This window comes from Bradyrhizobium sp. 1(2017), from assembly GCF_011602485.2.
GTDB lineage: Bacteria > Pseudomonadota > Alphaproteobacteria > Rhizobiales > Xanthobacteraceae > Bradyrhizobium.
In genome coordinates, this window is record NZ_CP050022.2 from 2,225,939 (window position 1) to 2,247,219 (window position 21,281).

21 protein-coding genes and 1 tRNA gene are annotated in these 21,281 nt (G+C 65.5%); 10 read left to right on the forward strand and 12 right to left on the reverse strand.

The genetic code is table 11. The features are described 5' to 3' along the window. Positions 1 to 75: 75 nt before the first annotated feature. The 8 genes from HAP40_RS10610 to HAP40_RS10645 form a co-directional block, all read right to left on the reverse strand. Positions 76 to 1,269 (reverse strand): CaiB/BaiF CoA transferase family protein, encoded by a 1,194-nt coding sequence (locus tag HAP40_RS10610; protein ID WP_166817851.1) that lies wholly within the window; start codon positions 1,267 to 1,269, stop codon positions 76 to 78. A 36-nt stretch (positions 1,270 to 1,305) separates the two neighbouring features. Then, complete coding sequence (locus tag HAP40_RS10615; RefSeq protein ID WP_166817850.1) at positions 1,306 to 2,235, reverse strand: glycine reductase; 930 nt, start codon at positions 2,233 to 2,235, stop codon at positions 1,306 to 1,308. A gap of 178 nt (positions 2,236 to 2,413) precedes the next feature. Further along, entirely contained in the window at positions 2,414 to 2,803 is a 390-nt protein-coding gene (locus HAP40_RS10620; RefSeq protein ID WP_246741131.1) for a hypothetical protein, read from the reverse strand. Continuing rightward, positions 2,800 to 2,979, reverse strand: coding sequence for a hypothetical protein (locus HAP40_RS10625; RefSeq protein ID WP_166817849.1), 180 nt, complete (start codon positions 2,977 to 2,979; stop codon positions 2,800 to 2,802). Before HAP40_RS10625 ends, HAP40_RS10620 begins: the two co-directional genes overlap by 4 nt. 216 nt (positions 2,980 to 3,195) lie before the next feature. Continuing rightward, positions 3,196 to 3,777, reverse strand: coding sequence for an NUDIX domain-containing protein (locus HAP40_RS10630; protein ID WP_166817848.1), 582 nt, complete (start codon positions 3,775 to 3,777; stop codon positions 3,196 to 3,198). 10 nt (positions 3,778 to 3,787) lie between these two features. Beyond that, positions 3,788 to 4,249, reverse strand: coding sequence for a GNAT family acetyltransferase (locus HAP40_RS10635; protein ID WP_166817847.1), 462 nt, complete (start codon positions 4,247 to 4,249; stop codon positions 3,788 to 3,790). Continuing rightward, positions 4,246 to 5,673, reverse strand: a complete 1,428-nt coding sequence (locus HAP40_RS10640) for an FAD-binding oxidoreductase (RefSeq protein WP_166817846.1) — start codon at positions 5,671 to 5,673, stop codon at positions 4,246 to 4,248. Before HAP40_RS10640 ends, HAP40_RS10635 begins: the two co-directional genes overlap by 4 nt. Before the next feature lie 23 nt (positions 5,674 to 5,696). Beyond that, positions 5,697 to 6,686: an L-threonylcarbamoyladenylate synthase gene (locus tag HAP40_RS10645; RefSeq protein ID WP_166817845.1), complete on the reverse strand. Its 990-nt coding sequence runs from the start codon at positions 6,684 to 6,686 to the stop codon at positions 5,697 to 5,699. A 68-nt stretch (positions 6,687 to 6,754) separates the two neighbouring features. Between HAP40_RS10645 and HAP40_RS10650 the strand changes: the two genes are divergently transcribed. Both HAP40_RS10650 and HAP40_RS10655 read left to right on the forward strand, forming a co-directional pair. Further along, a tRNA-Pro gene (locus tag HAP40_RS10650) sits at positions 6,755 to 6,831 on the forward strand. A 314-nt stretch (positions 6,832 to 7,145) separates the two neighbouring features. Beyond that, positions 7,146 to 7,391 carry a hypothetical protein gene (locus HAP40_RS10655; RefSeq protein WP_166817844.1) on the forward strand — a complete coding sequence of 82 codons (246 nt, stop codon included), beginning with the start codon at positions 7,146 to 7,148 and terminating at the stop codon, positions 7,389 to 7,391. 9 nt (positions 7,392 to 7,400) lie between these two features. Here the strand turns inward: HAP40_RS10655 and HAP40_RS10660 are convergent, their stop codons facing one another. Together HAP40_RS10660 and HAP40_RS10665 are read right to left on the reverse strand one after the other, a co-directional pair. Beyond that, complete coding sequence (locus HAP40_RS10660) at positions 7,401 to 7,727, reverse strand: hypothetical protein (RefSeq protein WP_166817843.1); 327 nt, start codon at positions 7,725 to 7,727, stop codon at positions 7,401 to 7,403. A 125-nt stretch (positions 7,728 to 7,852) separates the two neighbouring features. Beyond that, positions 7,853 to 8,077 carry a hypothetical protein gene (locus HAP40_RS10665; RefSeq protein ID WP_166817842.1) on the reverse strand — a complete coding sequence of 75 codons (225 nt, stop codon included), beginning with the start codon at positions 8,075 to 8,077 and terminating at the stop codon, positions 7,853 to 7,855. Between the two features lie 259 nt (positions 8,078 to 8,336). Between HAP40_RS10665 and HAP40_RS10670 the strand changes: the two genes are divergently transcribed. The 5 genes from HAP40_RS10670 to HAP40_RS10690 all read left to right on the forward strand — a co-directional run bounded on the left by HAP40_RS10670 (position 8,337) and on the right by HAP40_RS10690 (position 13,231). Further along, positions 8,337 to 9,293, forward strand: a complete 957-nt coding sequence (locus HAP40_RS10670) for an N-carbamoyl-D-amino-acid hydrolase (protein WP_166817841.1) — start codon at positions 8,337 to 8,339, stop codon at positions 9,291 to 9,293. Between the two features lie 1,230 nt (positions 9,294 to 10,523). Continuing rightward, on the forward strand, positions 10,524 to 11,078 hold the full coding sequence (locus HAP40_RS10675) for a TetR/AcrR family transcriptional regulator (RefSeq protein ID WP_246741130.1): 555 nt from the start codon (positions 10,524 to 10,526) through the stop codon (positions 11,076 to 11,078). Between the two features lie 52 nt (positions 11,079 to 11,130). After that, entirely contained in the window at positions 11,131 to 12,324 is a 1,194-nt protein-coding gene (locus HAP40_RS10680; protein WP_166817839.1) for an MFS transporter, read from the forward strand. Positions 12,325 to 12,463: 139 nt separating this feature from the next. Then, positions 12,464 to 12,883 (forward strand): DUF4118 domain-containing protein, encoded by a 420-nt coding sequence (locus HAP40_RS10685; protein WP_166817838.1) that lies wholly within the window; start codon positions 12,464 to 12,466, stop codon positions 12,881 to 12,883. A gap of 138 nt (positions 12,884 to 13,021) precedes the next feature. Next, a complete protein-coding gene (locus HAP40_RS10690) occupies positions 13,022 to 13,231 on the forward strand; it encodes a hypothetical protein (protein ID WP_166817837.1) in 210 nt (69 codons plus the stop codon). Positions 13,232 to 13,441: 210 nt separating this feature from the next. On the opposite strand, the gene HAP40_RS10695 is transcribed toward HAP40_RS10690, so the two are convergent. Together HAP40_RS10695 and HAP40_RS10700 are read right to left on the reverse strand one after the other, a co-directional pair. Continuing rightward, entirely contained in the window at positions 13,442 to 15,832 is a 2,391-nt protein-coding gene (locus HAP40_RS10695) for a TonB-dependent receptor (protein WP_166817836.1), read from the reverse strand. Positions 15,833 to 16,210: 378 nt separating this feature from the next. After that, on the reverse strand, positions 16,211 to 17,188 hold the full coding sequence (locus HAP40_RS10700) for a LysR family transcriptional regulator (protein ID WP_166817835.1): 978 nt from the start codon (positions 17,186 to 17,188) through the stop codon (positions 16,211 to 16,213). A 119-nt stretch (positions 17,189 to 17,307) separates the two neighbouring features. Here HAP40_RS10700 and HAP40_RS10705 point away from each other — a divergent pair, with 119 nt between their 5' ends. Genes HAP40_RS10705 through tkt form a run of 3 tightly spaced genes read left to right on the forward strand, consistent with a single transcriptional unit; the run spans position 17,308 to position 21,280 of the window. Then, a complete protein-coding gene (locus HAP40_RS10705; RefSeq protein ID WP_166817834.1) occupies positions 17,308 to 18,345 on the forward strand; it encodes a class 1 fructose-bisphosphatase in 1,038 nt (345 codons plus the stop codon). Between the two features lie 12 nt (positions 18,346 to 18,357). Continuing rightward, positions 18,358 to 19,233, forward strand: a complete 876-nt coding sequence (locus HAP40_RS10710; RefSeq protein ID WP_166817833.1) for a phosphoribulokinase — start codon at positions 18,358 to 18,360, stop codon at positions 19,231 to 19,233. 28 nt (positions 19,234 to 19,261) lie between these two features. Further along, positions 19,262 to 21,280: a transketolase gene (tkt, locus tag HAP40_RS10715; protein ID WP_166817832.1), complete on the forward strand. Its 2,019-nt coding sequence runs from the start codon at positions 19,262 to 19,264 to the stop codon at positions 21,278 to 21,280. Position 21,281 lies beyond the last annotated feature (1 nt).

Genomic DNA, 21,281 nt, shown 5'->3' on the forward strand with positions numbered 1-21,281 from the left:
GCTCCGCCGTCGTCCCGGCCCCCGTGCGCAATTGCGCACTACGCCGGGACGACACTGAGTGTGTGGCGCCGCCTTTCACACAATCTCCCTTGCCCTCAACGCCGCGATCTCGGCCGCATCGAATCCCAGCTCCCCCAGCACCGCATCCGTATCTGCGCCCAGCGCCGGCGCCATCCGGTCCAGCTTGCCGCCGCCATGCGCGAGCTTGAACCCGCTGCCGGCAAATCGGAGCCGGCCATAGGGTGTGTCCAGCTCCTGAATGGCTCCTCGCGCGGCAATCTGCGGATGGTCGATGATCTCCTCGACCTTCCAGATGCTGGCGCAGGGTGCGCCGGCGTCTTCCAAAATCGTCTCCCATTCGCGCGCCGGCTTTGCCGCCAGCGCGTCCTCGATGATGGCCCGCAGCGCCGGCTCGTTCTCGTTGCGGGAGAACCAGTCGGCGAAGCGCGGATCGGTCAGCGTGTCCTCGCGGCCGAGCGTCGACATCAGCGCGCGGTACTGCTTCTCGTTGTTGACGGCGAGCAGGATGTGGCCGTCGCCGCATTTGAACAAATTCGCCGTGGTCCTGCGGCTCACCGCCTGATTGCCCGACAATTGCTGGCGATGGCCGGCGACCGACCAGTCCGCGATCTGGCCGGAGAGGAATGCCATCGTCGCCTCCAGCATGGAGACGTCGATGAGCTGGCCCTTGCCGGTGCGGTCGCGCTGGTAGAGCGCGCTGGAGACGCCGAAGGCAGCCGTTGCGCCCGACAGCACGTCGCAGACCGCAAAGCCCGCGCGCGTCGGTCCGGTCTCGGGGTGGCCGGTGATCGCCATGATGCCCGACAGCGCCTGCATCTTGCCGTCATAGCCGGGCCGCAGGCGGTCCGGGCCGGTCTGGCCGAAGCCGGAGACCGCGCAATAGATCAGCTTCGGATTGATCGCCGACAGCGCCTCGTAGCCGATGCCGAGCTTGTCCATCACGCCGGGCCGGAAGTTTTCCATGACGACGTCGACCTGGGCCGCGAGCTTCTTCACGATCGCGATGGCGTCGGGTTTTTGCAGGTCCAGCGTCAGGCTTCGCTTGTTGCCGTTGATGGCCTGGAACGCAGGCGCGAGCCCGCGCTCGGCCCATTCGCGTGACAGCGGCGTGCGGCGCATGTCCTCGCCCTCGCGCCGCTCGACCTTGATGACATCGGCACCGAGGAGCGCGAGCTGGTAGCTCGCATAGGGGCCGGCCAGCACTTGCGTGAAGTCCAGGATCTTCACGCCCTCGAACGGTCGCGTCACGTCGCTCTCCCCTCTTGTTTTGGTTGTTGGAGGACGTCAGGCGGCGCGGTTGCCGCGCGCGATCTCCTTCTGCTTGTCGAATTCGGCGCGGCGGCGCGCCAGCTCTTCAGGGCTGAGCTGCGCGACGTTGTTGTAGTCGAGCTTCCAGGAGGCGTCCTCGCTCCAGCGCAGCGGCGATTGCATCGTGGTCTGCGGGCCGCTCGCGGTCTCCAGCAGCGTGAGCGCCAGCTCGAGCGTCTGAGCCTGCGAGGCGATGTCGTGCGGCTTGCCGGCGGCATTGCCCAGCGGGAAGTCCGAGAACAGGAAGCGCGGCACGGCCGCATGCTCGATGATGTCCTTGGCGCAGCCCATGATCACGGTCGGAATGCCGTTCCGCTCCAGATGCCGCGCCACCAGCGCGGTGGTCTGGTGGCAGACCGGGCAGTTCGGCACCAGCAGCGCGACATCGACGTTGTCGGCAAGGCAGCGCGCCAGGATCTCCGGCGCGTCGGTGTCGAGCGTGACGCGATGGCTGCGGTTGGTCGGCGCGCCGAAGAAGCGCGGGGCGACCTCGCCGATCCGCCCCGCAGCGCTCGCCTTCAAGAGCTGCGGCAGCGGAAACCAGGTGCCGTTGTCGGTCGCGCTCGTATGCTTGCGGTCGTAGCCGATGTGGGAGATGCGAAGGTCGTGCTGCTTCGACGTGTCGCCGTCATAGACCTGGTAGAATTTCGCGCCGCCATTATACGCCGCGCCGGGCCCCTGGTCGCCCTTGGCCGGATCGAACGGCGCAGCGGTGGTGATGATCGTCACGCGCGACTGCGAAAGCGGCTTCTTCAGCGGCTGAAACGGCGCCTCGCTGTAGTGCGCCCAGCGATACGGCGTGGTGTAGCCGATCGCCGCGTAATAGTCGCGCGTGCGCTGCATGTAGGGGACGGGGGAGTCATGGTCGGGCGCAAAGCCGAATTCGTCGTCGCGCGGAGCGGACATGGGCGCGTCTCCTGGTTCTTGGTTGAGGCCAGACTAGAGATAGTTGTCGGGTTGCTCAACGGGGGGCAGGAGGACGCAGGACAGAATTGCAGATGCGAATGGTGCGGCGTCGGCGCTGCGCTGCTTCGCGAACTGATGGTAGGGAGTCCTCACCGACGACAAGCCTGATGCAGGATCGCTAGTTACGAGTATCGATCAGTTGCGTTCGTTGGCCGGATATCCTGGCACGCCATCGCTGTTCAAAGGTGTCAGCTTCTTCCAGTGCCAACGCTTGCGCATCCAAGGGATTGCCGGGTTTGCCTGCCATGACAACGCCATCAGCTTTTCCGCGAGAACTGGGTTCGGGGGAGGCCTCTGTAGACCACGCCAGCAATGATTTCGAGAGCATGGGCTTGCCCGCGTACCAGCACTTTCGCCCGTCGATGAGACGATAAGACCACCATTGCCCTTGCGGATTTGCCGGCATTGCGGCGGCGCATGGTTGCTTGGCATGCACGCTTGTCATTTCGAATGATGCGAGCGCAGCAGTGCAAACGACCAGAGCAAACGATTGAAGCGGCCTGCTCATGGGCAACTGCCTTGTTGCCGCAATCGACCTACAGCAACAATCAAGGCGGGGCATTCGAGAACTTCCACCAATTTTTCGAGAATGCGCGCATCATCCTTGTGGCGGGGCTGAAGGTATTCTTCCAGTATGAGTTGCGCTTCGCTAATCGCTTGCAGTGCTAATTGCTGATCAGTCATCGCTGCTTACTCATCAATTAGTTGCGCTACGTGCATAGCGAAGGCAGAGATCAAGTCAGCTTTGCGGATTATCCCCGCTATTTTCTTCACTTTTTGTTTCAATTTCCGGCGTGCTGCGGTGGTAATGTACCGCGCGGCCTCGATCAAAACGCCGCCGCGGTAGGGGACACCGGCCTCCACCTTCTCCAAGGAAAGAAGGGAAGTGGCAGCCCGCGGCTACTTGAAAATATGCAGCGCCGCGTACTGCAGCAGCATGATCGCCTTGGCGTCGATGATGCGGCCGTCCGCGATCATCGCCAGCGCCTCGTCGATCGGGAGCTCCAGCACCTCGATGTCCTCGCCCTCATGCTCGAGGCCGCCGCCGTCGCTGACGCGCATCTCCGGCTCGTATTCGGCGACGAAGAAATGCAGCTTCTCGGTGATGGCGCCGGGGCTCATGAAGGCCTCGAACACCTTGTGGACGTGGTGCAGGCGATAGCCGGTTTCCTCCTCGGCCTCGGCGCGGATGCGCACCTCGGGCGCGGCATCGTCGAGCACGCCGGCGGCCGCCTCGATCAGGAGATCGTCGTAGCCGCGAATAAAGGCCGGCAGGCGGAACTGGCGCACCAGGATCACCGTGCGCCGTGCGCGGTTGTAGGGCAGCACCGCGGCGGCGTTGTCGCGCTCATAGGTCTCGCGGTGCTGCGTCTGCCACTCGCCATTGGTGCGCCGGTACTCGAGCGTGGTGTTCTTCAGGGTCGTCCAATTGTCGGAGAGCACGCGAACGTCCTTGATGCGGACGCGGTCGGAAATGGTCATGAGCGGGATCTCAATTGCTTGGCGTGGTCGCGCGGCCGTCGAGCCACTTCTGGAACATCACGGAGGCCGACAGCTCGAAGCCCAGCGATCCGTAGAACGCGTTGGCCTGCGCGTTCTCGCGCCGGACCAGGAGCTGAAGCTTGAGAATTCCTTGCTCGCGCAGCCAGTCCTCTGCGGCCGCCATGATGACGCGGCCATAGCCGCGCTTCTGGCAGCCAGGGTCGACGGCGACGTAATAGACCCAGCCGCGATGGCCGTCATGGCCGACCATGACGCTCGCGACGATCGCGCCATGGTCGCGGCCGAGCAGGATCGTGGAGTTGTCGCGCCGCCGCGCCAGCGCGATGTCGGCGTGAGGATCGTTCCAGGGACGCGTCAGGCCGCAGCGCTGCCACAGCGCTACGACGCCCTCGACGTCGGCATCGGCGATGGCGCCGATCGCGAGCGGAGCAGGCGGGGCCGACGCGCTCACAGCACCTTCCCCGGATTCATGATGCCGTGCGGATCCAGCACCGCCTTGATCGCGCGCATCAGCTCGATGGCGGTCTTGTCCTTTACTTCCGGCAGCTCGTCGCGCTTGAGCACGCCGATGCCGTGCTCGGCCGAGATCGAGCCGCCCATGCGCAGCACGATCGCGAACACCACCGCGTTCACATCGTGCCAGCGCGCCAGATAATCGGCCGTGTCGGCGCCGACCGGCTGGCTGACATTGTAGTGCAGATTGCCGTCGCCGAGATGGCCGAACGGCACCGGCCGCGCGCCGGGGATCAGCTTGACCACGGCAGCGTCGGCCTCGGCAATGAATTCAGGCACGGCGGCGATCGGCACCGAGATGTCGTGCTTGATTGAGCCGCCCTCGGGCTTCTGCGCCGCCGACATCTCCTCGCGCAGCTTCCAGAAGTCGTTGCGCTGGGTGAGGTTGGCCGCGATCACGGCGTCGTCGACGATGTCCTCCTCCATGGCGCGGGTCAGGATCGTCTCCAGCGGCGTGCGGGCGTCCTCGCCGGGGGAGGACAGTTCCATCAGCACGTACCAGGGATGCTTCTCGGCGAGCGGATCGCGCACGTCGATGCCGTGGCGGACCGAGAAATCCACCGCCATTTCCGACAGCAGCTCGAAGCTCGTCAGGGCATTGGCGGCTTCGCCTTGCGAGATCGTCAGCAGCTTCAAGGCCGCGGCCGGCGATTTCAACCCGACGAAGGCGGTCTCGATCGATCGCGGCTTCGGAAACAGTTTCAGCGTCGCCGCCGTGATGATGCCGAGCGTGCCTTCGGCGCCGATGAAGAGGTTGTGCAGGTTGTAGCCGGTGTTGTCCTTCTTCAGCTTCGACAGCACGTTGAGCACGCGCCCGTCGGCGAGCACGACTTCCAGCCCCAGCGCCATCTCGCGCGCCACGCCATAGGCGAGCGCGGCGGTGCCGCCGGCATTGGTCGAGAGATTGCCGCCGATGGTGCAGCTGCCTTCGGCGCCCAGCGACAGCGGAAACAGCCGGTCGACCTCGGAGGCCTTTGCTTGCGCGATCTGCAGCACCACGCCGGCCTCGCAGGTCATGGTGTTGGACGCGGTGTCGACCTCGCGGATCTTGTCGAGCCGGCGCAGCGACACCACGACCTCGCCATTGTGCGGCGTCTGGCCGCCGACGAGGCCGGTATTGCCGCCCTGCGGCACCAGCGCGATGTTGTGCGCGGAGGCGAGCTTGCAGATCTCCGAGACCTCCGCGGTCGAGCCCGGGCGCAGCACCAGCGGCGAGCGGCCGTGGAAGAGGTTGCGCTCCTCGGTGACATAGGCCTCGATGTCGGCGGCGTCGGTGATCGCGTGGCGCTGGCCGACGATTTTGCGGAATTGTTCGATCAGCTCGGGCGCGAGCGGCGGGATCGCGGATTTATTGATGTTCATGTCGTCTTCCTTCATTCCGCTTTCTAGCGCGCCACGGCCGCCCGGCGCAGCCGGTCGTTGATGGCTTCGCCAAGCCCTTCGTCGGGAATCGTCATGACGGCAATCGCCCGCGGTGCTCTCGCGTCAAGGGCGCGAAGATAGCCGAACAGATTGGCGGCGGCTTCATCGAGATCACCGGCGGGCGACAGGTTCATGACGGTCGTGATGGCTTCAATGCCGGGCAGGCGCGCCGGGCCGAACGCCAGCAGCGCTTCGCCCGGTGCCACCTCGTGCGCATCGAGCCGCACGCTCGCGCGTGGCGCATAATGCGAGGCCAGCATGCCCGGTGCCAGCGGCTGGCTGTCGTCGCTCCCGGCCTCCGCGGGGGGCCGCTCGAGGGGGGCGCCGAGCACCGTCTCGATTCGATCGCGCGAGAGACCACCGGGGCGGAGCAGCATGGAGGTCTCGAAGCAGCCGACAATCGTCGATTCGACGCCGACCTCGACCGGCCCGCCGTCGATGATCAGGTTGATGCGCCCGGCAAGGTCGCTTTCGACATGGGCCGCCAGCGTCGGCGAGACATGGCCGGAGATGTTGGCCGACGGTGCCACCACCGCCCCGCCAAAGACGCGCAGGATCGCCTGCGCGACCGGGTGGGCGGGAATGCGGATCGCGACCGTGTCGAGGCCGGCGGTGGCAAGATCCGCCACCGGGCAATCGTCCGTCTTCGGCAGCACCAGCGTGAGCGGCCCCGGCCAGAACGCCTTCGCAAGCGCCTGGGCGCGCGCATCGAACCGCGCGATTCGCCGCGCGGCGGAGAGGTCCGCGACATGGGCGATCAGCGGATTGAACGCCGGCCGCCCCTTGGCGGCGTAGAGATGGGCGATCGCGGTGGCATTGGCGGCGTCCGCCCCGAGCCCATAGACCGTCTCGGTCGGAAACGCGACCAGCCCGCCGGCCGCGAGCGCCCGGGCCGCGGCGGTGGCGGCAGCCTCGCCGGCCGGTAAAATCAGCGTTTCAAGACCTGTTTTCACAGGGATAAAATTCCTCAACTCGGCCGCTTGCGGTGCGCCAAACCCGACGCTATAAGCCGCCTTCTTGTCGGAGTGTGGCTCAGCCCGGTAGAGCACTGCGTTCGGGACGCAGGGGTCGCAGGTTCGAATCCTGCCACTCCGACCATTCTTCCAAAATCGACGTCTTCCTAAAGGCTTGGCGGGCCGGCCGCCGGCGCCTTGGCGCCGCCTTTCTGCAACGATTTTCGGGGCGGGTCCACGGTGGATTTGGTCCGGGCAGGGACGTCTGTGCGCGTGGCATGGCTCGCGCCAACCGATCCGTTCTTGCCAGCCTTGCCGGTTGTGATCGACGCCTGTGCAGGCCGCGCGCGATTGCGCAGGTTGGCGCATCTGCCTCGCCCGCCCTCTGGCACTCCGTTTGCTCAGTCAGGACCAAAGGCAGCCCCTAGCGGAGGGACTGTTTCAGGTTGAGGCAGACAAATGAAAGAAGTGTCCCGTTTCGGCTCCGATGGAGAGCTCCGGCTCAGCGCCCTGATTGCGGATCTGTGGTGGCGCGTTCAGCTGATGAATTCCGACATCCTCGAGGAAGAGGCCAAGGCCGGGGTGTTCGACAGGCGGGACCCGTCCTACCCTTTGCTCGCGACAAACCTTCGGGTGCGACGTGAGAACCTGGTCTCGACGATCAACGCGCTGGAGCAACGCGCGAAGCTGGCCCGCGCCGCTTGAAACGCGGCTTTACCGCCGCGCCACCAGCACGCCGACCAGGAACGCCACCATCAGCGATGGCAGCGGCGCCTCGCGCACCATGCCGCGGACGATGTCCGGCCAGTGCTGGTCCGGGACGAGTCCTGGTGACCTGACGTCGGCGAGCGGCGCCATGCCCCATTCCGAGGCAAGGCCGGTGATCTCGCGCGCGGCAAGGCGCGAGCCGTCGCGGACGCGGAAGATGGTGGCGTCGGATCGCTCGTGCGGCGCGAGCGCCATCAGCGTGGCGATCGCGGTGCGCAACGTCATCTCGCCATAGCCTTGCAGCCTCACCGATTCCTCGGGGTCGGACGTCATGCGCGATCCTCACAGCACGATGGCGCGCGATGGCGAATGCCGCCGCCGTCGCTCCATGTTCAGCATGGAAATGGTGGTGTGCGACGTTGGTTCCCTGCGGGATCAGCGAATCGCGAAAGTCCCGGTTACTTCCGCAACAGCTCGCTCAGGGCTGCCGTCGCCTCGGCGCAGCGAATATCGTCGATCTCGCGCGACAGGCTGAGCGCGCTCGATTTAAGTTCTTCGACCTTCCAGCTCTCCGGATGCTGGGTTTCGAGCTGGCCGAGCCGCTTGTTCAAATCATCCAGTCTCGACTGGAGCTGCCCGATGCTGGCGGCCCCATTCACTTTCCAAACGCGCTGTGCACGCATCGTAGTTCCCCTGCTAGTCTCACGGCGTTGTGAGAGCGGTTCGTGGCCGGATTGGGAGTTTCTTTTGTCCGGCTTCAGATCGCGGGGAACCGTTGCAGATTGGCAACTAGTTCGAGCTATTCGGCCTGCAGCGGGCCGACGCGACATGATGATACCCCGCAGGTACGGAATTTGAATGAGCGCCAGCGCGGTGCGCTGTCCGGGCAGTGCTGCGCCAGATAGGCTCTGCTGGACAGTTCGGCGAACGAAGGAAAAGCGCGTGGCAAGATTTGTGAATGTTGCGGCCGGCCAGCTTGGTTCGATCGCGAGAAGCGAGACGAGGACCGAGGTCGTGGCGCGGCTGATGGCCATGATGCGCCGCGCGCATGCCAGCGGCTGTGACCTGATCGTCTATCCCGAGCTTGCGCTGACCACGTTCTTTCCACGCTGGTATTTCGAGGATCAGGCCGAGATCGACGCATTCTTCGAGCGCGAGATGCCGGGGGCGGAGACGCGCGCCCTGTTCGACCTCGCGCGCGAGCTCGGCATCGGGTTCTATCTCGGTTATGCCGAGCTGACGGTCGAGGCCGGGATCGTCAGACGCTACAACACCTCCATCCTGGTCGACCGCAGCGGCGCGATCGTCCTGAAATATCGCAAGGTCCATTTGCCCGGCCATGCCGAGCACGAGCCGTGGCGCAAATTTCAGCATCTGGAGAAGCGCTATTTCGAGCCCGGCGCGGGCTTCGGTGTGACCAGCGCCTTCGGTGGCGTGATGGGCATGGCGATCTGCAACGATCGCCGCTGGAGCGAGACCTACCGGGTGATGGGCCTGCAGGGCGTCGAGATGGTGATGATCGGCTACAACACGCCGGTGCACAATCCGCCCGCACCGGAGCACGACGATCTCTCGCTGTTTCACAATCATCTGGTGATGCAGGCCGGCGCCTATCAGAACGGCACTTTCGTGGTCGGCGTCGCCAAGGCCGGCATCGAGGAGGGGGTGGACCACATCGGCGGAAGCTGCATCATTGCGCCCTCGGGCGAGATCGTTGCGAGATGCACGACGAAGGGGGACGAGATCGCGCTGGCCCGCTGTGACCTCGATCTCTGCAATTCCTACAAGCGCACGACGTTCAATTTCGACGTTCACCGCCAGCCGCAGACCTATGGGATGATCGTCGAGCGGAAGGGCGTGGCCACCAGGGCGGACGGAACGCCGGTGCCGCCGAGCTGACGCTCTTGCAGCCCGGGTGAGCGCAGCGACACCCGGGGCAATCATCCGCGTAACATCCCGGATGTCGCTGCGCTCATCCGGGCTACGGGGACCGATCATTGCCCGACGGGCAAAACACCCTGGTAGGTGTCAAGTCGCCGCTTGAAAATATTCCACTTTACCGAAATTCGGAAACGGCGTATGTGTCGTCCATCCCGGCTCGCCCTTGAGGGGCGGTCATGTGTCGTGTGATCGCAGAGCCGGGCTTGCGGTGGACGCAGCAGCGTCGTGCGCGAGAGGCGTGGGCAGGGCGGATTGCTCTCCGTGAGCCCAGGGCTTCGCGTGGACGAGCGGCGCTGTCAGGTTCGTCGCGTCACATTCCGATGGCAACGTGCACAACGCCGTCGGACCCTGTGGCGCCAACGGGCCGTGCGTACGGCAAAACCGTGTGGTCCTGGCCGTCGTTGCTACGGTCAAGCCCTGGCGGATGCGGCGCTCGCGTCAACCGGCGCGGTGCCGGCGACTTTCGCCGGGGTGAGGGAGGCCAGAAGGAATTCGGCTCCCGGGAGAGCACGGCATAAGCCGTCCGACCATCGCGCGGGGAAGGCCGTGTGTTGGGCTTCACCTGTATGCTGCTGTGCGGTTCTTCCTGCGTGTGCCTTTCGCGCAGTGGACCGCGGGTGCCGCCGGCACCCGGCCTTCCCTGCGCCCTCTTGGTTAGGGCGAAGTGACGAAGCAAAGCTCGGGCGAAATCAGTCGCGAGAACGGGAAGCCGTGTCTGTAGCCACGCACGCGCTGTCATCGTCCGGCTTGACCGGACGATCCAGTATTCCGAGGCGGCAGTGATTGCATCGAGACGCCGCGGCGTACCGGATTCCCCGCTCCAGTGCGCAATTGCGCACAAGGCGGGGAATCCAGTGGAGATTGGGCAGCCAACGATCGCCTCATACTCCGTCATTGCGAGCGCAGCGAAGCAATCCAGAGTCTTGCAACGGTGGGATTCTGGATTGCTTCGTCGCAAGGGCCCCTCGCAATGACGACTGCGGAGGCAGTGATGCGCGCCACGCCGCTCTCGCGCCCCGGACGCAGCGCGGCGCGTGCGGGACCCGAGAGCTGCCGGACCTCATTTCCCCATTCACAACCACGTGTCTTTATTCGGAAACGGTCATTCCCTATCATGCCGCGATGCACAAAACCGCTCTCAGATCTCAGTCCGCCGCCCGTCCGCCCGGCCGTCCCCGGGAGTTCGACATGGACACCGCGCTCGACAGGGCGGTGCGGGTGTTTCGCGAGCGCGGTTATCATGCCACCTCGATCGGCGACCTCACCGCGGCGATGCGGCTGGCGACGGGGAGCGTTTACAAGGCCTTTCGCGACAAGCATGCCGTGTTCCTCGCCGCCTTCGAGCGCTACACCAGTCTGCGTCAGGAGCAGACGCGCAGCGCAGCGGCGCGTGGCACGAACGGCCGCGAGCAAATCCGCAATGTGCTCTTGTCCTATGTCGCGCATTCCCAGGGCAGCGAGGGGCGGCGCGGCTGCCTCGTCGTCGGCAGCGCGGTCGAGATGTCCGCGCTCGATCCGGTCGTCGGCGCCCGCGTCAATGCGCAGCTCAAGGCCAACGAAAGCTTCATCGCGGGGCTCATCCGCGATGGGCAGGCCGACGGCTCGATTCCCAGCCATGTGGCGGCCGACGACACCGCGCGGCTGATGATCTGCATCACGCAAGGCCTGCGCGTCGTCGGCAAGGCACGCCTGCCGCTCGACGGCGACCGTCTCGTCGCCGTCGCCATGAAGCTGCTCGCCTGAATTTTTTGTCATAATAGGGAATGGTCATTCCCTATATCTGGAGTTTCTGTGAATGACGATGAATGCCACGATCGAGGCCGCGCCCGAACCGGATGCGATCTCGCAGCGCCTGACCCTCGTGCTTGCCGCGGCCTGTGGCATGGTCGCCGCCAACATCTACTATGCTCAGCCGCTGATCGCCCCGATCAGCGCCGTGCTCGGCCTCTCGCATGCGGCCAGCGGGCTGATCGTCACCATGACGCAGATCGGCTACGGCACCGGGCTCCTGCTGATCGTGCCGCTCGGCGATCTCGTCGAGAACCGCACGCTGATCTGCTCGGTGATCGCGCTCGGCGCCGCGTCGCTGCTTGCCGCTGCGTTCGCAACTCATGCGCTGCCGTTCCTGATCGCCTCGCTGTTCATCGGGCTCGGCTCGGTCGCGGTGCAGATCATCATCCCCTATGCCGCGCATCTGGCGCCGGAAGCCATTCGCGGCCGCGTCGTCGGCAACGTCTCCACGGGTCTGATGCTTGGCATCATGCTGGCGCGCCCGGTGTCGAGCTTCGTCACGGCGGCGCTGTCGTGGCATGCGGTGTTCTTCTGCTCGGCCGCGCTGATGATCGTGCTCGCAGCCGTGCTCTGGATGACGCTGCCGAAGCGCAGGCCGGTCGCGCGCATGCATTACGGCGAGTTGCTGCTGTCGATGCCGCAACTGGTGCGCACGACGCCGCTGCTGCGCCGCCGCGCGCTCTACCAGGCGAGCCTGTTCGGCTGCTTCACGCTGTTCTGGACGGTGGCGCCGCTGCAGCTCGCGAGCGAGTTCGGCTTCACCCAGCGCGGCATCGCGCTGTTCGCGCTTGCCGGCGTCGCGGGCGTGTTCGCCGCCCCGATCGCAGGACGGCTCGCCGATCGCGGCCATAGCCGCATGGCGACCCTGGTCGCGATGCTGCTCGCGGTCGCGGGATTCCTCATCACGCATATCGGCGCGGCCGGATCGGTGCTGAACCTCGCCTGTCTGGTCGCGGCCGCGATCGCCATCGACATCGGCGTTCAGGGCAACGTCGTGCTGGGCTTTCGCGCCATCTTCGTGCTCGGACACGAGCACCGCAGCCGTCTCAACGGACTCTACATGGCGACGTTCTTCACCGCCGGCGCCGCCGGATCCGCGCTCGGCGCCTACGCCTTCGCGCAAGGCGGCTGGACGCTGGCATCGGCCATTGGCCTTGCCCTGCCGGTGGCTGGCCTCGCTTATGCGGCGACCGAGTAGCCGCCGGCAGGGTCGAAAATTGTGCGATGCGAGCCGTTTACCACCCCCGCGAGGATGCAATTTCCGGCTCGCGGTCCGTTCGCCGCTGTAGTATTTTGGTCGCAAGCGACCTGGTTAACGGGGCGGCAAGGGGAGGCAGATGAGGCGTGCGGGGCTGTTTGGCGTACCGTGGGTACGGCCATGGTCATGGCGGGCGTTTCTGCTTGGGCCGGTCGTCGTTACGATGTCGGCCGTGCTCCAGGGGATATGCGTCGCGTTCGGCGCAAAACTCTATTTCGCGGCGTTCCTGCCCGGCCTGTTCGTGCTCGCGCTGGTCGCGGGCGTGCCGACAGCGGCGCTCGCTGCGCTCTTGACCATTCCACTGGTGTGGTGGGCGTTCATGCCGCCCTTCTTCGCGTTCAGTGCGCTGACCAGCGAAAATGCCGATTCCATCAACCTGTTCTGCCTGCTCGCGGTGCTGGTGATCGGCCTTGCCGATCTTTGCCGAGAGACGATGGCGATCGTCAGCCGCGGCGGGCTGAAGCACTCGGGCGAGAGCGCCGCAACGAATCCGCGATAAATCGGCTGTGCGCGGCGACGCGCGTTGCGCGCGCGCAACAGTTCGGCAACCATCCGCGAGCTTGCCGCGCGCCGCTAACTTTTCGAAAAAGATTTGGCCGCAGTTTCTCCCCCGGGAATGACGAGGGAGTTTTCGGACATGAACGGCCACATCACCGGTCACGCCATCTTGGAGAACGTGCGCCGTTACCGCGGCATCGCATCGCTCTATCGCCAGACCGCTGCATTCCGCCCGGGCCAGAGCTGGTCGCTGCTGGAGCAGGCGAAGGATTGGGAAGCGCGGGCCCTGTCGGAGCTGGAAGCCTATTTCGCGGCGCGCGCGGATTGCGCCGGCCCGCTCGCGGCCTGATCGTTAACCATCGCTCACGCGTTGATCATCAGATCCGCGCGGACAGCCCGCCCAGCCGAACCTCCGCCAGCTGGTCGATGACTTCGTCCTTCGGATTCCGGGCCGCCGATGTCCGCCGTCTCCAGAACGTGACTGCGGACGTGCCGGCCATCGGGTTCGAGGCCGGCACGGACCGCAATCTCGCCTGGTGGATCGATCGCCTCGCCCCCGTCAGAACCGGTAGCTCGCCTGAACCCTCATGGTGCGGCCCTGGCCGGGCGAGATGTTGTTGTTGCCGTCGGCGGATGCCCAATAGCCGCGGTTGAAAATGTTTTCGATCGTGAGCTGCGCGCGCCAGTTGGCGTCTATGGTGGCGTAAACGCCAGCATCGAAGCGCACGAAGCCCGGTAGCCTCACGGTGTCGTCCGACGATGCAAAGGAATCGCCGAAGTAGATGATGCCGAGCGCGGCCGCCCACATCGGCGTGAACTGATACTTGTTCCACCAGGCGAATTGATTGTACGGCACGAGCTGCACGCGATTGCCGGGCACGACGGTCGCCGAGGTCGCGCTGGTGATCTTCGCGTCGGTATAGGCGTAACCGAGCGAGGACTGCCATTGATCGGTGACGTAGCCGACGAGGCTCGCCTCGAAGCCGCGCGTCAGCGTCGCCCCGGACGGCAGGAAGAAGCCGGGATTGTTGCCGTCGGCGATCGGCTGGTTGGTGCGGTTGAGGTTGTAGATCGCGGTCGAGAACAGCAGCCTCGGGTTGATGTTCCACTTCATCCCGACCTCGGTGTTCTCGAACTTCTGCGGCTGGAGGATCAGGGTGCCGTCGTTGAGCGAGGAGAACTGGTCGCCGGAGGCGGGCAGGTACGAGATGCTGTAAGCCGTGTAGACCGACATCGCCTCCATCGGCTTGACGACCACCGCCGCCTGCGGCGACACAAGGTTATCGGTCCGGTTGCGGTTGATGTTGGTGTTCATGTCCAGCGCCGACATTTCGAAGCGGTCGAACCGCGTGCCCACGATGAGCTGGAGCGCGCGGGAAAACTCGATCGTGTCGCGCAGATAGCCGGACTCGACGTTCAGGCGGTATCTGCTGTTGGAGTCCGGCGTCGTGACGCCATCGCCATTCACGCCGGTGAAGTGGTGGATGAAGGTCACGGGCCCAAAATAGGTCGGCGCGAACGGGTTCTGGACGATGGTGTTGGTGCCGTTGGGGAAGATGCCGGTGTTGCGGATGTCGACGCCGGTCTGACGGCCGAACTCGGTGCCGAAGCCCACGGTGTGCGCGACCGGTCCGGTCCAGCCCTTGTAGGTGAAGTCGGTCTGGTTGAAGACGTTGTCGCGGTTGGTTGTGTGCTGGTAGGCACCGAGATTGACCGCCGTGTCGGCCGCGTTGACAGCGCCGGCGAGCGGCCCGCCGGTCGGATAGACGTTCTGGTAGAACTTCTGGTAGTCGGCCGCGATCGTGCCGTTGCGCACCGACAGCCCGTTCTGGAAATCGTGCTCGATGATCGCCATGCCGGTCTGCACCGTCGCCTGCGCGGTATTGAGGCTCGGGCTGCCAAAGAAGGTCTGCAGATTTCCGTTCGGCGCAAACGGCGTCGTCGGGTTGAAGCGGGTGACGCCGCCGGGAAGGCTCTGGGAAGGGTTGCCGCGATCTGCGGTGCGGCCGTCGTGATAATATTCGTAAGAGAGCTTGATCCTGGTGAAGTCGTTAGGCTTCAGCGTGACGGTCGGGTTGATGCCGTAGCGTTCGAGACGGTTGAAGTCGCGGAACGCATCGCTGCCCTCGTAGAACACGTTCAATCGCGCCGCCACGTTCTCGTTGACGGCTTGCCCTGCGTCGAGCGAGACGCGGCGATCGCCCCATGATCCCGTCTGCGCGGTCGCTTCGTAGATGCGGGTGCCGTCGGCCTCCTTGAGGGTGCGGTTGAGGACGCCGCCACCGGCGCCGCGGCCGAACGTCAGCGCGCTCGGGCCCTTCAGCACCTCGATGCTCTGCGCGTTGTACATATCGCGGAAATATTGCACGTCGTCGCGAAAACCGTTGACGAAGAAGTTCGCGCTGGAATCGACCCCGCGGATGACGAGCTCGTCGCGATTGCCTTCGCCCTGGTGGACGGCAACGCTCGGCACGTAGCGGGTGACGTCGGTCAGGCCCTGGTAGTTCTGGTCGCGGATCTGCTCATGGGTGATGACGGCCAGCGACTGCGGGATGTTGACGATCGGCGTGTTGGACTTGGTGGCGACGGAGGTGCTGTTGGCGAAATATCCTTTTGTGCCGGTGCGGGCGTCCTGCGACTGCGCGAAGGGTTTTGGCTCCGCCGCAGTTTCGGGCCGCCGCGCGGTCTGGCTCCGACGCGTCCGTGTGCCGCTCGACCGGCGCGCCGGCGAGATCGGATTGGAGTGGCGCTGCGTCTTCGGCGCGGTGACGGTGACCGACGGAACCGTCACGCTTGGTGCAGACGGTGACTGTGCCAAGGCCTGCGGGTTGCCGAAGAACGCGGCCGACGCCATCAGCGCGGTCATCACGCCTCCGATCCCCGGAATCTTGCGCATGGAATTGTAGTTCGCGGCAGACAAAAGCTTCCCCGCGGCGGCGATGTGGTTCATCGCGCCCTCCCTCGACTCTTTCAAAACTCGCCCGAATTCCCCATTGCGCGGCCAGATGCGGGGCAAGGCGCATCCGTGCACGCGAAGTCACTGTGTGGATGAACACAGCGAGCGTGCGACCATTCCGCGCAGGAAGCTTTGAATCGTTCGAAACTTGTTGGGTTCCAGCAGCGGCTGCGCGCCGGTGCTTTCGTGGCGACTACGGAGTTACCCTGACATTTGCTTGTGATAGCAACGTGCCCGTCCAGACATCTGATTCCGGCCGGGGCAAACGATGACCGCTTTCAACCGCATCTTCACGACTGAGCGTCTGCTCCAGATCATCGTCATTCTGGCGGCGACGGTCGCGATGAAGCTGATGGCCTGAAGGCCGGCCGGCTATCGCTCACCGAAGTCGGGCACGTCGGGCAGATAATTCGACCCTTCCGACCCCAGGAAATCGAACATCGCCTGCGCCGGCGGCAGCAGCACCTTGTCGCTGCGGCGGATCACGTACCATTGCCGGACGATCGGCAGACCGGCGACGTCGAGCACGACGAGCCGACCCTCGGCAAGCTCGTGCGCCACGGTGTGGGCGGAGATGAAGGCGATGCCGAGGCCGGCAATCACCGCCTGCTTGATGGTCTCGTTGCTGCTCATCTCCATGCCGATGATCGGCTCGAGATCCGTCTTCTGGAACATGCCCTCCATCAGTGTTCGCGTGCCCGAGCCGGGCTCGCGGGTGAGGAAGGTCTCGTGCACGAGGTCGGTCAGGTTGAGACCGGAATCCTTCTCCAACCAGTGTCCCTTGCGGGCGACGATGATGTGCGGATTGCGCCCGAGCTGGCGGACGTCGACCGTGACGTCGGCCGGTGGCCGACCCATCACCGCGAAATCGAGGTCGTAGCCGTGCATGGCCTCGCGAATCTCCTCGCGATTGCCGATGGTGAGCTTGATCTCGATTTTTGGATGCCGCTTCGAGAACGCCGCGATCGCATGCGGCACGAAATATTTGGCGGTCGAGACCGCGCCGAGATGCACCGTGCCGCCGGTCCGCCCCGCGAGCAGGTCGAGTGCGCCCTGACAGTCCATGATGGCGGCCTCGACGCGCTCGGCCAGCGCCAGCACCTCTCGGCCCGCCTCCGTCAGCAGCATGCCGTCTCCGGTCCGCTGCACCAGCGGCAGGCCGGCGAGGTCCTGAAGCTGCCGCAGCTGCTGGGTCACGGCGGGCTGCGTCAACCCGAGCTGGCTCGAGGCCGCCGTGACGCTGCCCTTGGCCGAGAGCGCCGCAAGCGAGCGGAGCTGCCGGATCGTCAGATGCCGGAGCTGGGCCGCCCCATGGCCGGGGGCATTATAAGAAAATTCTTTGGCGCTCATTATGAATAGAAATTTTCCTTATTAGACCGGGCCTGTCAATCTCAATCGTGCCGGGACTGACCGCATCGACCTCCATGGGGAGGGAAACGAATGCGGCGCCCGCAAGGGGATGGACGCAGATGACCGGGCAACTCAGGCTGGACGACCACCTTCAGCGGTATTCCGAGACCGCACCCCATGCGCTCGCCGTGGCGGCCGCCGTCGATGCCATCGCGGTAGCGGCGGTCGAGATCGCCGATCTCATCGCCTCGGGTGATTTCGCCGACGCCTCGGGCCTGACCACTGGCCGCAACAGCGATGGCGATCTCCAGCGCGATCTCGATGTCCAGGCCGACGCGATCCTGCGCCGCTGCCTCGGCAGGCTGCCGATCGCGGCGCTGGCGTCGGAGGAGATGCGCGAGGCGCAGATCGTCAACCGCGACGGCCGCATCTGCATCGCGATCGATCCGCTCGACGGCTCCTCGAACATCGACATCAACATGACCGTCGGCACGATCTTTTCGATCCTGCCCGCGCCCGACGATCTCTCGCTCGCCTTCCATCAGCGCGGCTCGGCGCAGCTTGCGGCGGGCTTCGTCACCTACGGCCCGCAGACTTCGCTGGTGCTGACCCTGGGCGAGGGCGTCGACGTCTTCACGCTCGACCGCAAGGCAGGTTGCTTCCGCCTCGCGCGCAGCGACGTGCAGATCTCCGAGGCGTGCGAGGAGTTCGCGATCAACGCCTCGAACCGCCGGCACTGGGATTCGCCGGTGCGTGCCTTCATCGACGAATGCCTCGCCGGTGTCGAAGGGCCCGCCAACCACGACTTCAACATGCGCTGGATCGGCTCGCTGGTCGCGGAGGCCTATCGCATCCTCACCCGCGGTGGCGTGTTCCTCTATCCCTCGGACGCGCGCCCCGGCTATGGCGACGGCCGCCTCCGCCTCACCTACGAGGCGCATCCGATGGCGATGATCATCGAGCAGGCGGGCGGGTCGGCCTCGACCGGGCGGGAGCGCATCCTCGAACTGTCCGCGCAAAGCCTGCACCAGCGTGTTCCGCTGATCATGGGCTCGAGCAATGAGGTGCGCCGCGTCGAGGAGCTGCACTGCGATCCGCTGCTGGTCGCCAGCGTCTCCGCACCGCTGTTCGCGCGGCGCGGATTCTTCCGGGTCTGAGCGAGGCGACGCATGTCCAGGAAACACCCGATCATCTCCATCACCGGCTCCTCCGGCGCCGGCACCACCTCGGTCAAGAAGACCTTCGAGCAGATATTCTTCCGCGAGAAGGTCAATGCTGCCTACATCGAGGGCGACGCCTTCCATCGCTACGACCGCGCCGAGATGCGCGCGCAGATGGCGAAGGAGGCCGAGCGCGGCAACAAGCATTTCAGCCATTTCAGCCCCGAGACCAACCTGTTCGAGGAGCTGGAGCGCGCCTTCCGCGACTATGGCGAGACCGGTACCGCGACGACGCGTCACTACGTGCACGATGCCGAGGAATCGGCGTTGCATGGCGCGCCTCCCGGCACCTTCACCGACTGGGAACGGCTCCCGGAGAGCTCCGACCTGCTGTTCTACGAGGGCCTGCACGGCGCCGTCGTCACCGACAAGGTCAATGTCGCGCGCTATGCCGATCTCAAGATCGGCGTCGTGCCCGTGATCAACCTCGAATGGATCCAGAAGCTGCACCGCGACCGCAGCGCACGCGGCTATTCGACCGAGGCTGTCACCGACACCATTTTGCGGCGGATGCCGGATTACATCCACTACATCTGCCCGCAATTCACCGAGACCGACATCAACTTCCAGCGCGTGCCGACGGTGGACACCTCCAATCCGTTCATCGCGCGGTGGATCCCGACGCCGGACGAATCGATGGTCGTGATCCGCTTCAAGAATCCGCGCGGTATCGACTTTCCCTATCTGCTCTCGATGCTGCCGCAAAGCTGGATGTCGCGCGCGAATTCCATCGTCTGCCCCGGCGCCAAGCTCGACCTCGCGATGCAGCTGATCCTGACGCCACTGATCATGCAGCTCATCGAGCGCAAGCGGAGCCTGAAGTGATCCGCAAGACCAACGATTGGAGGATCTGATGAACATCTCGGTCCATGCCGAAGCCGACCTCTATGCCGTCGCGCATAACGACCTCGCCAATGCCGTGCGATTCCTCGCGGTCGACGCCATCGAGACCTCACAGTCCGGCCATCCCGGCCTGCCGATGGGCATGGCCGACGTCGCAACCGTGCTGTTCTCGCGTTTCCTCAAATTCGACTCGGCGCATCCGAACTGGCCGGACCGTGACCGCTTCGTGCTGTCGGCGGGCCACGGCTCGATGCTGCTCTATGCGTTGCTGCATCTGACCGGCGGCGATCTCAGCCTGGACGACATCAGGGCGTTCCGGCAGTGGGGTTCGAAAACGCCGGGTCATCCGGAATATGGCCATACGCCAGGTGTCGAGACCACGACCGGTCCGTTGGGGCAGGGGATTGCCACGGCTGTCGGCATGGCACTCGCAGAGCGCATGGCCAATGCGCGGCACGGCGACGGCCTCGTCGATCACTTCACCTATGTGATCGCCGGCGACGGCTGCCTGATGGAAGGCATCAGCCAGGAAGCAATCTCGCTTGCCGGTCATCTCCAGCTCGGCCGGTTGATGGTGCTGTTCGACGACAACGGCATCTCCATCGACGGGCCGACCTCGCTGGCGACGTCGGATGACCAGCTCGCGCGCTTCGCCGCGTCCGGCTGGTCGGTGCGCCGCGTCGACGGGCACGATCCCGAAGCCGTCGCGCAGGCGATTGCCGAAGAGCGCGAAACCGCAAAACCATCGCTGATCGCCTGTCGCACCATCATCGGCTATGGCGCGCCGGACCGCCAGGGCACCGAGAAAGCGCATGGCGCGCCGCTCGGCACCGAACAGACCGCGGCCGCGCGCCGGACGCTGGGTTGGGATTATCAGCCGTTCGTGGTGCCGATCCCGATCCTGAAGGCGTGGCGGATGATCGGACAGCGCGGACAGGTCGATCGACTCGCATGGCTCGATTGCTATGAAAACGCGACACCTGAGCAGCGCGACCTGTTCGTCGAGGGCAAGGCCGTCGCCCTGCCGGGCGCCTATGCGCTGGCTGCGGCGAAACTGCGTGAGCGCTTCGCCGGCGAGCGTCCGAAGATCGCGACACGCCAGGCCTCGCAGCAGGTGCTCGACGGCATCGCCGGGACGATCCCCGGACTGGTCGGCGGCTCGGCCGACCTGACGCACTCGAACCTCACGCACGCCAAGGCGCAGGTCCCCGTCACACGCGGGTCGTTCGCCGGCGACTACATCCATTACGGCATTCGCGAGCATGGCATGGCCGCCGCGATGAATGGCCTCGCGCTGCATGGCGGCTTCATCCCCTATGGCGGCACCTTCCTGGCCTTCTCCGACTATAGCCGGCCCGCAATCCGCCTCGCGGCCCTGATGCGGCTGCGCGTCATCCACGTGATGACGCACGACTCCATCGGGCTCGGGGAGGACGGTCCGACACATCAGCCCGTCGAGCATGTGGCGGCCCTGCGTGTCATTCCGAATCTTTTGGTGTTCCGCCCCGCCGATGCGGTGGAGACGCTCGAGGCCTGGGACTGCGCACTCAGCTCCGAGAGCCGCCCGTCCGTGCTGTGCCTGTCGCGCCAAGCCTTGCCCACTTTCCGCAGCGACGCCCGCGGCAGAAACCGCGTTTCGCGCGGCGCCTATCTCGTGGTTTCCCCTGACGGCGGCCGCGACGTGACGTTGATCGCAACGGGCTCGGAAGTGTCGATCGCCTTGGAAGCCGCCCGCCTGCTTGCAACCGAGCACATCCGCGCGGCCGTGGTCTCCGCGCCCTGCTTCACCCTGTTCGACGAACAGCCGGACGATTACCGCGCCACGGTGCTCGGTGCTGCGCCGCGTGTCGGGATCGAGGCGGCCGTGCAGGGCGACTGGGCGCGCTGGATAGGTGCTGACGGCGAGTTCGTCGGCATGCGCGGCTTCGGCGCCTCGGCGCCGGCGCCCGTGCTGTACCGCGAATTCGGCATCACGCCGCAAAGCGTTGCGGAAGCCGCCCGCCGGACCATTGCCGGCAAGAGACAATAAG

What these genes read in the sequence shown, in the direction of transcription:
- HAP40_RS10710 (WP_166817833.1), top strand. Translation starts at nt 18,358, where the DNA reads ATGTCCAGGAAACACCCGATCATCTCCATCACCGGCTCCTCCGGCGCC.
- HAP40_RS10675 (WP_246741130.1), top strand. Translation starts at nt 10,524, where the DNA reads ATGGACACCGCGCTCGACAGGGCGGTGCGGGTGTTTCGCGAGCGCGGT.
- HAP40_RS10690 (WP_166817837.1), top strand. Translation starts at nt 13,022, where the DNA reads ATGAACGGCCACATCACCGGTCACGCCATCTTGGAGAACGTGCGCCGT.
- tkt (WP_166817832.1), top strand. Translation starts at nt 19,262, where the DNA reads ATGAACATCTCGGTCCATGCCGAAGCCGACCTCTATGCCGTCGCGCAT.
- HAP40_RS10655 (WP_166817844.1), top strand. Translation starts at nt 7,146, where the DNA reads ATGAAAGAAGTGTCCCGTTTCGGCTCCGATGGAGAGCTCCGGCTCAGC.
- HAP40_RS10620 (WP_246741131.1), bottom strand. Translation starts at nt 2,803, where the DNA reads ATGAGCAGGCCGCTTCAATCGTTTGCTCTGGTCGTTTGCACTGCTGCG.
- HAP40_RS10705 (WP_166817834.1), top strand. Translation starts at nt 17,308, where the DNA reads ATGACCGGGCAACTCAGGCTGGACGACCACCTTCAGCGGTATTCCGAG.
- HAP40_RS10625 (WP_166817849.1), bottom strand. Translation starts at nt 2,979, where the DNA reads ATGACTGATCAGCAATTAGCACTGCAAGCGATTAGCGAAGCGCAACTC.
- HAP40_RS10660 (WP_166817843.1), bottom strand. Translation starts at nt 7,727, where the DNA reads ATGACGTCCGACCCCGAGGAATCGGTGAGGCTGCAAGGCTATGGCGAG.
- HAP40_RS10680 (WP_166817839.1), top strand. Translation starts at nt 11,131, where the DNA reads ATGACGATGAATGCCACGATCGAGGCCGCGCCCGAACCGGATGCGATC.
- HAP40_RS10630 (WP_166817848.1), bottom strand. Translation starts at nt 3,777, where the DNA reads ATGACCATTTCCGACCGCGTCCGCATCAAGGACGTTCGCGTGCTCTCC.
- HAP40_RS10685 (WP_166817838.1), top strand. Translation starts at nt 12,464, where the DNA reads ATGAGGCGTGCGGGGCTGTTTGGCGTACCGTGGGTACGGCCATGGTCA.
- HAP40_RS10640 (WP_166817846.1), bottom strand. Translation starts at nt 5,673, where the DNA reads ATGAACATCAATAAATCCGCGATCCCGCCGCTCGCGCCCGAGCTGATC.
- HAP40_RS10615 (WP_166817850.1), bottom strand. Translation starts at nt 2,235, where the DNA reads ATGTCCGCTCCGCGCGACGACGAATTCGGCTTTGCGCCCGACCATGAC.
- HAP40_RS10695 (WP_166817836.1), bottom strand. Translation starts at nt 15,832, where the DNA reads ATGAACCACATCGCCGCCGCGGGGAAGCTTTTGTCTGCCGCGAACTAC.
- HAP40_RS10700 (WP_166817835.1), bottom strand. Translation starts at nt 17,188, where the DNA reads ATGAGCGCCAAAGAATTTTCTTATAATGCCCCCGGCCATGGGGCGGCC.
- HAP40_RS10665 (WP_166817842.1), bottom strand. Translation starts at nt 8,077, where the DNA reads ATGCGTGCACAGCGCGTTTGGAAAGTGAATGGGGCCGCCAGCATCGGG.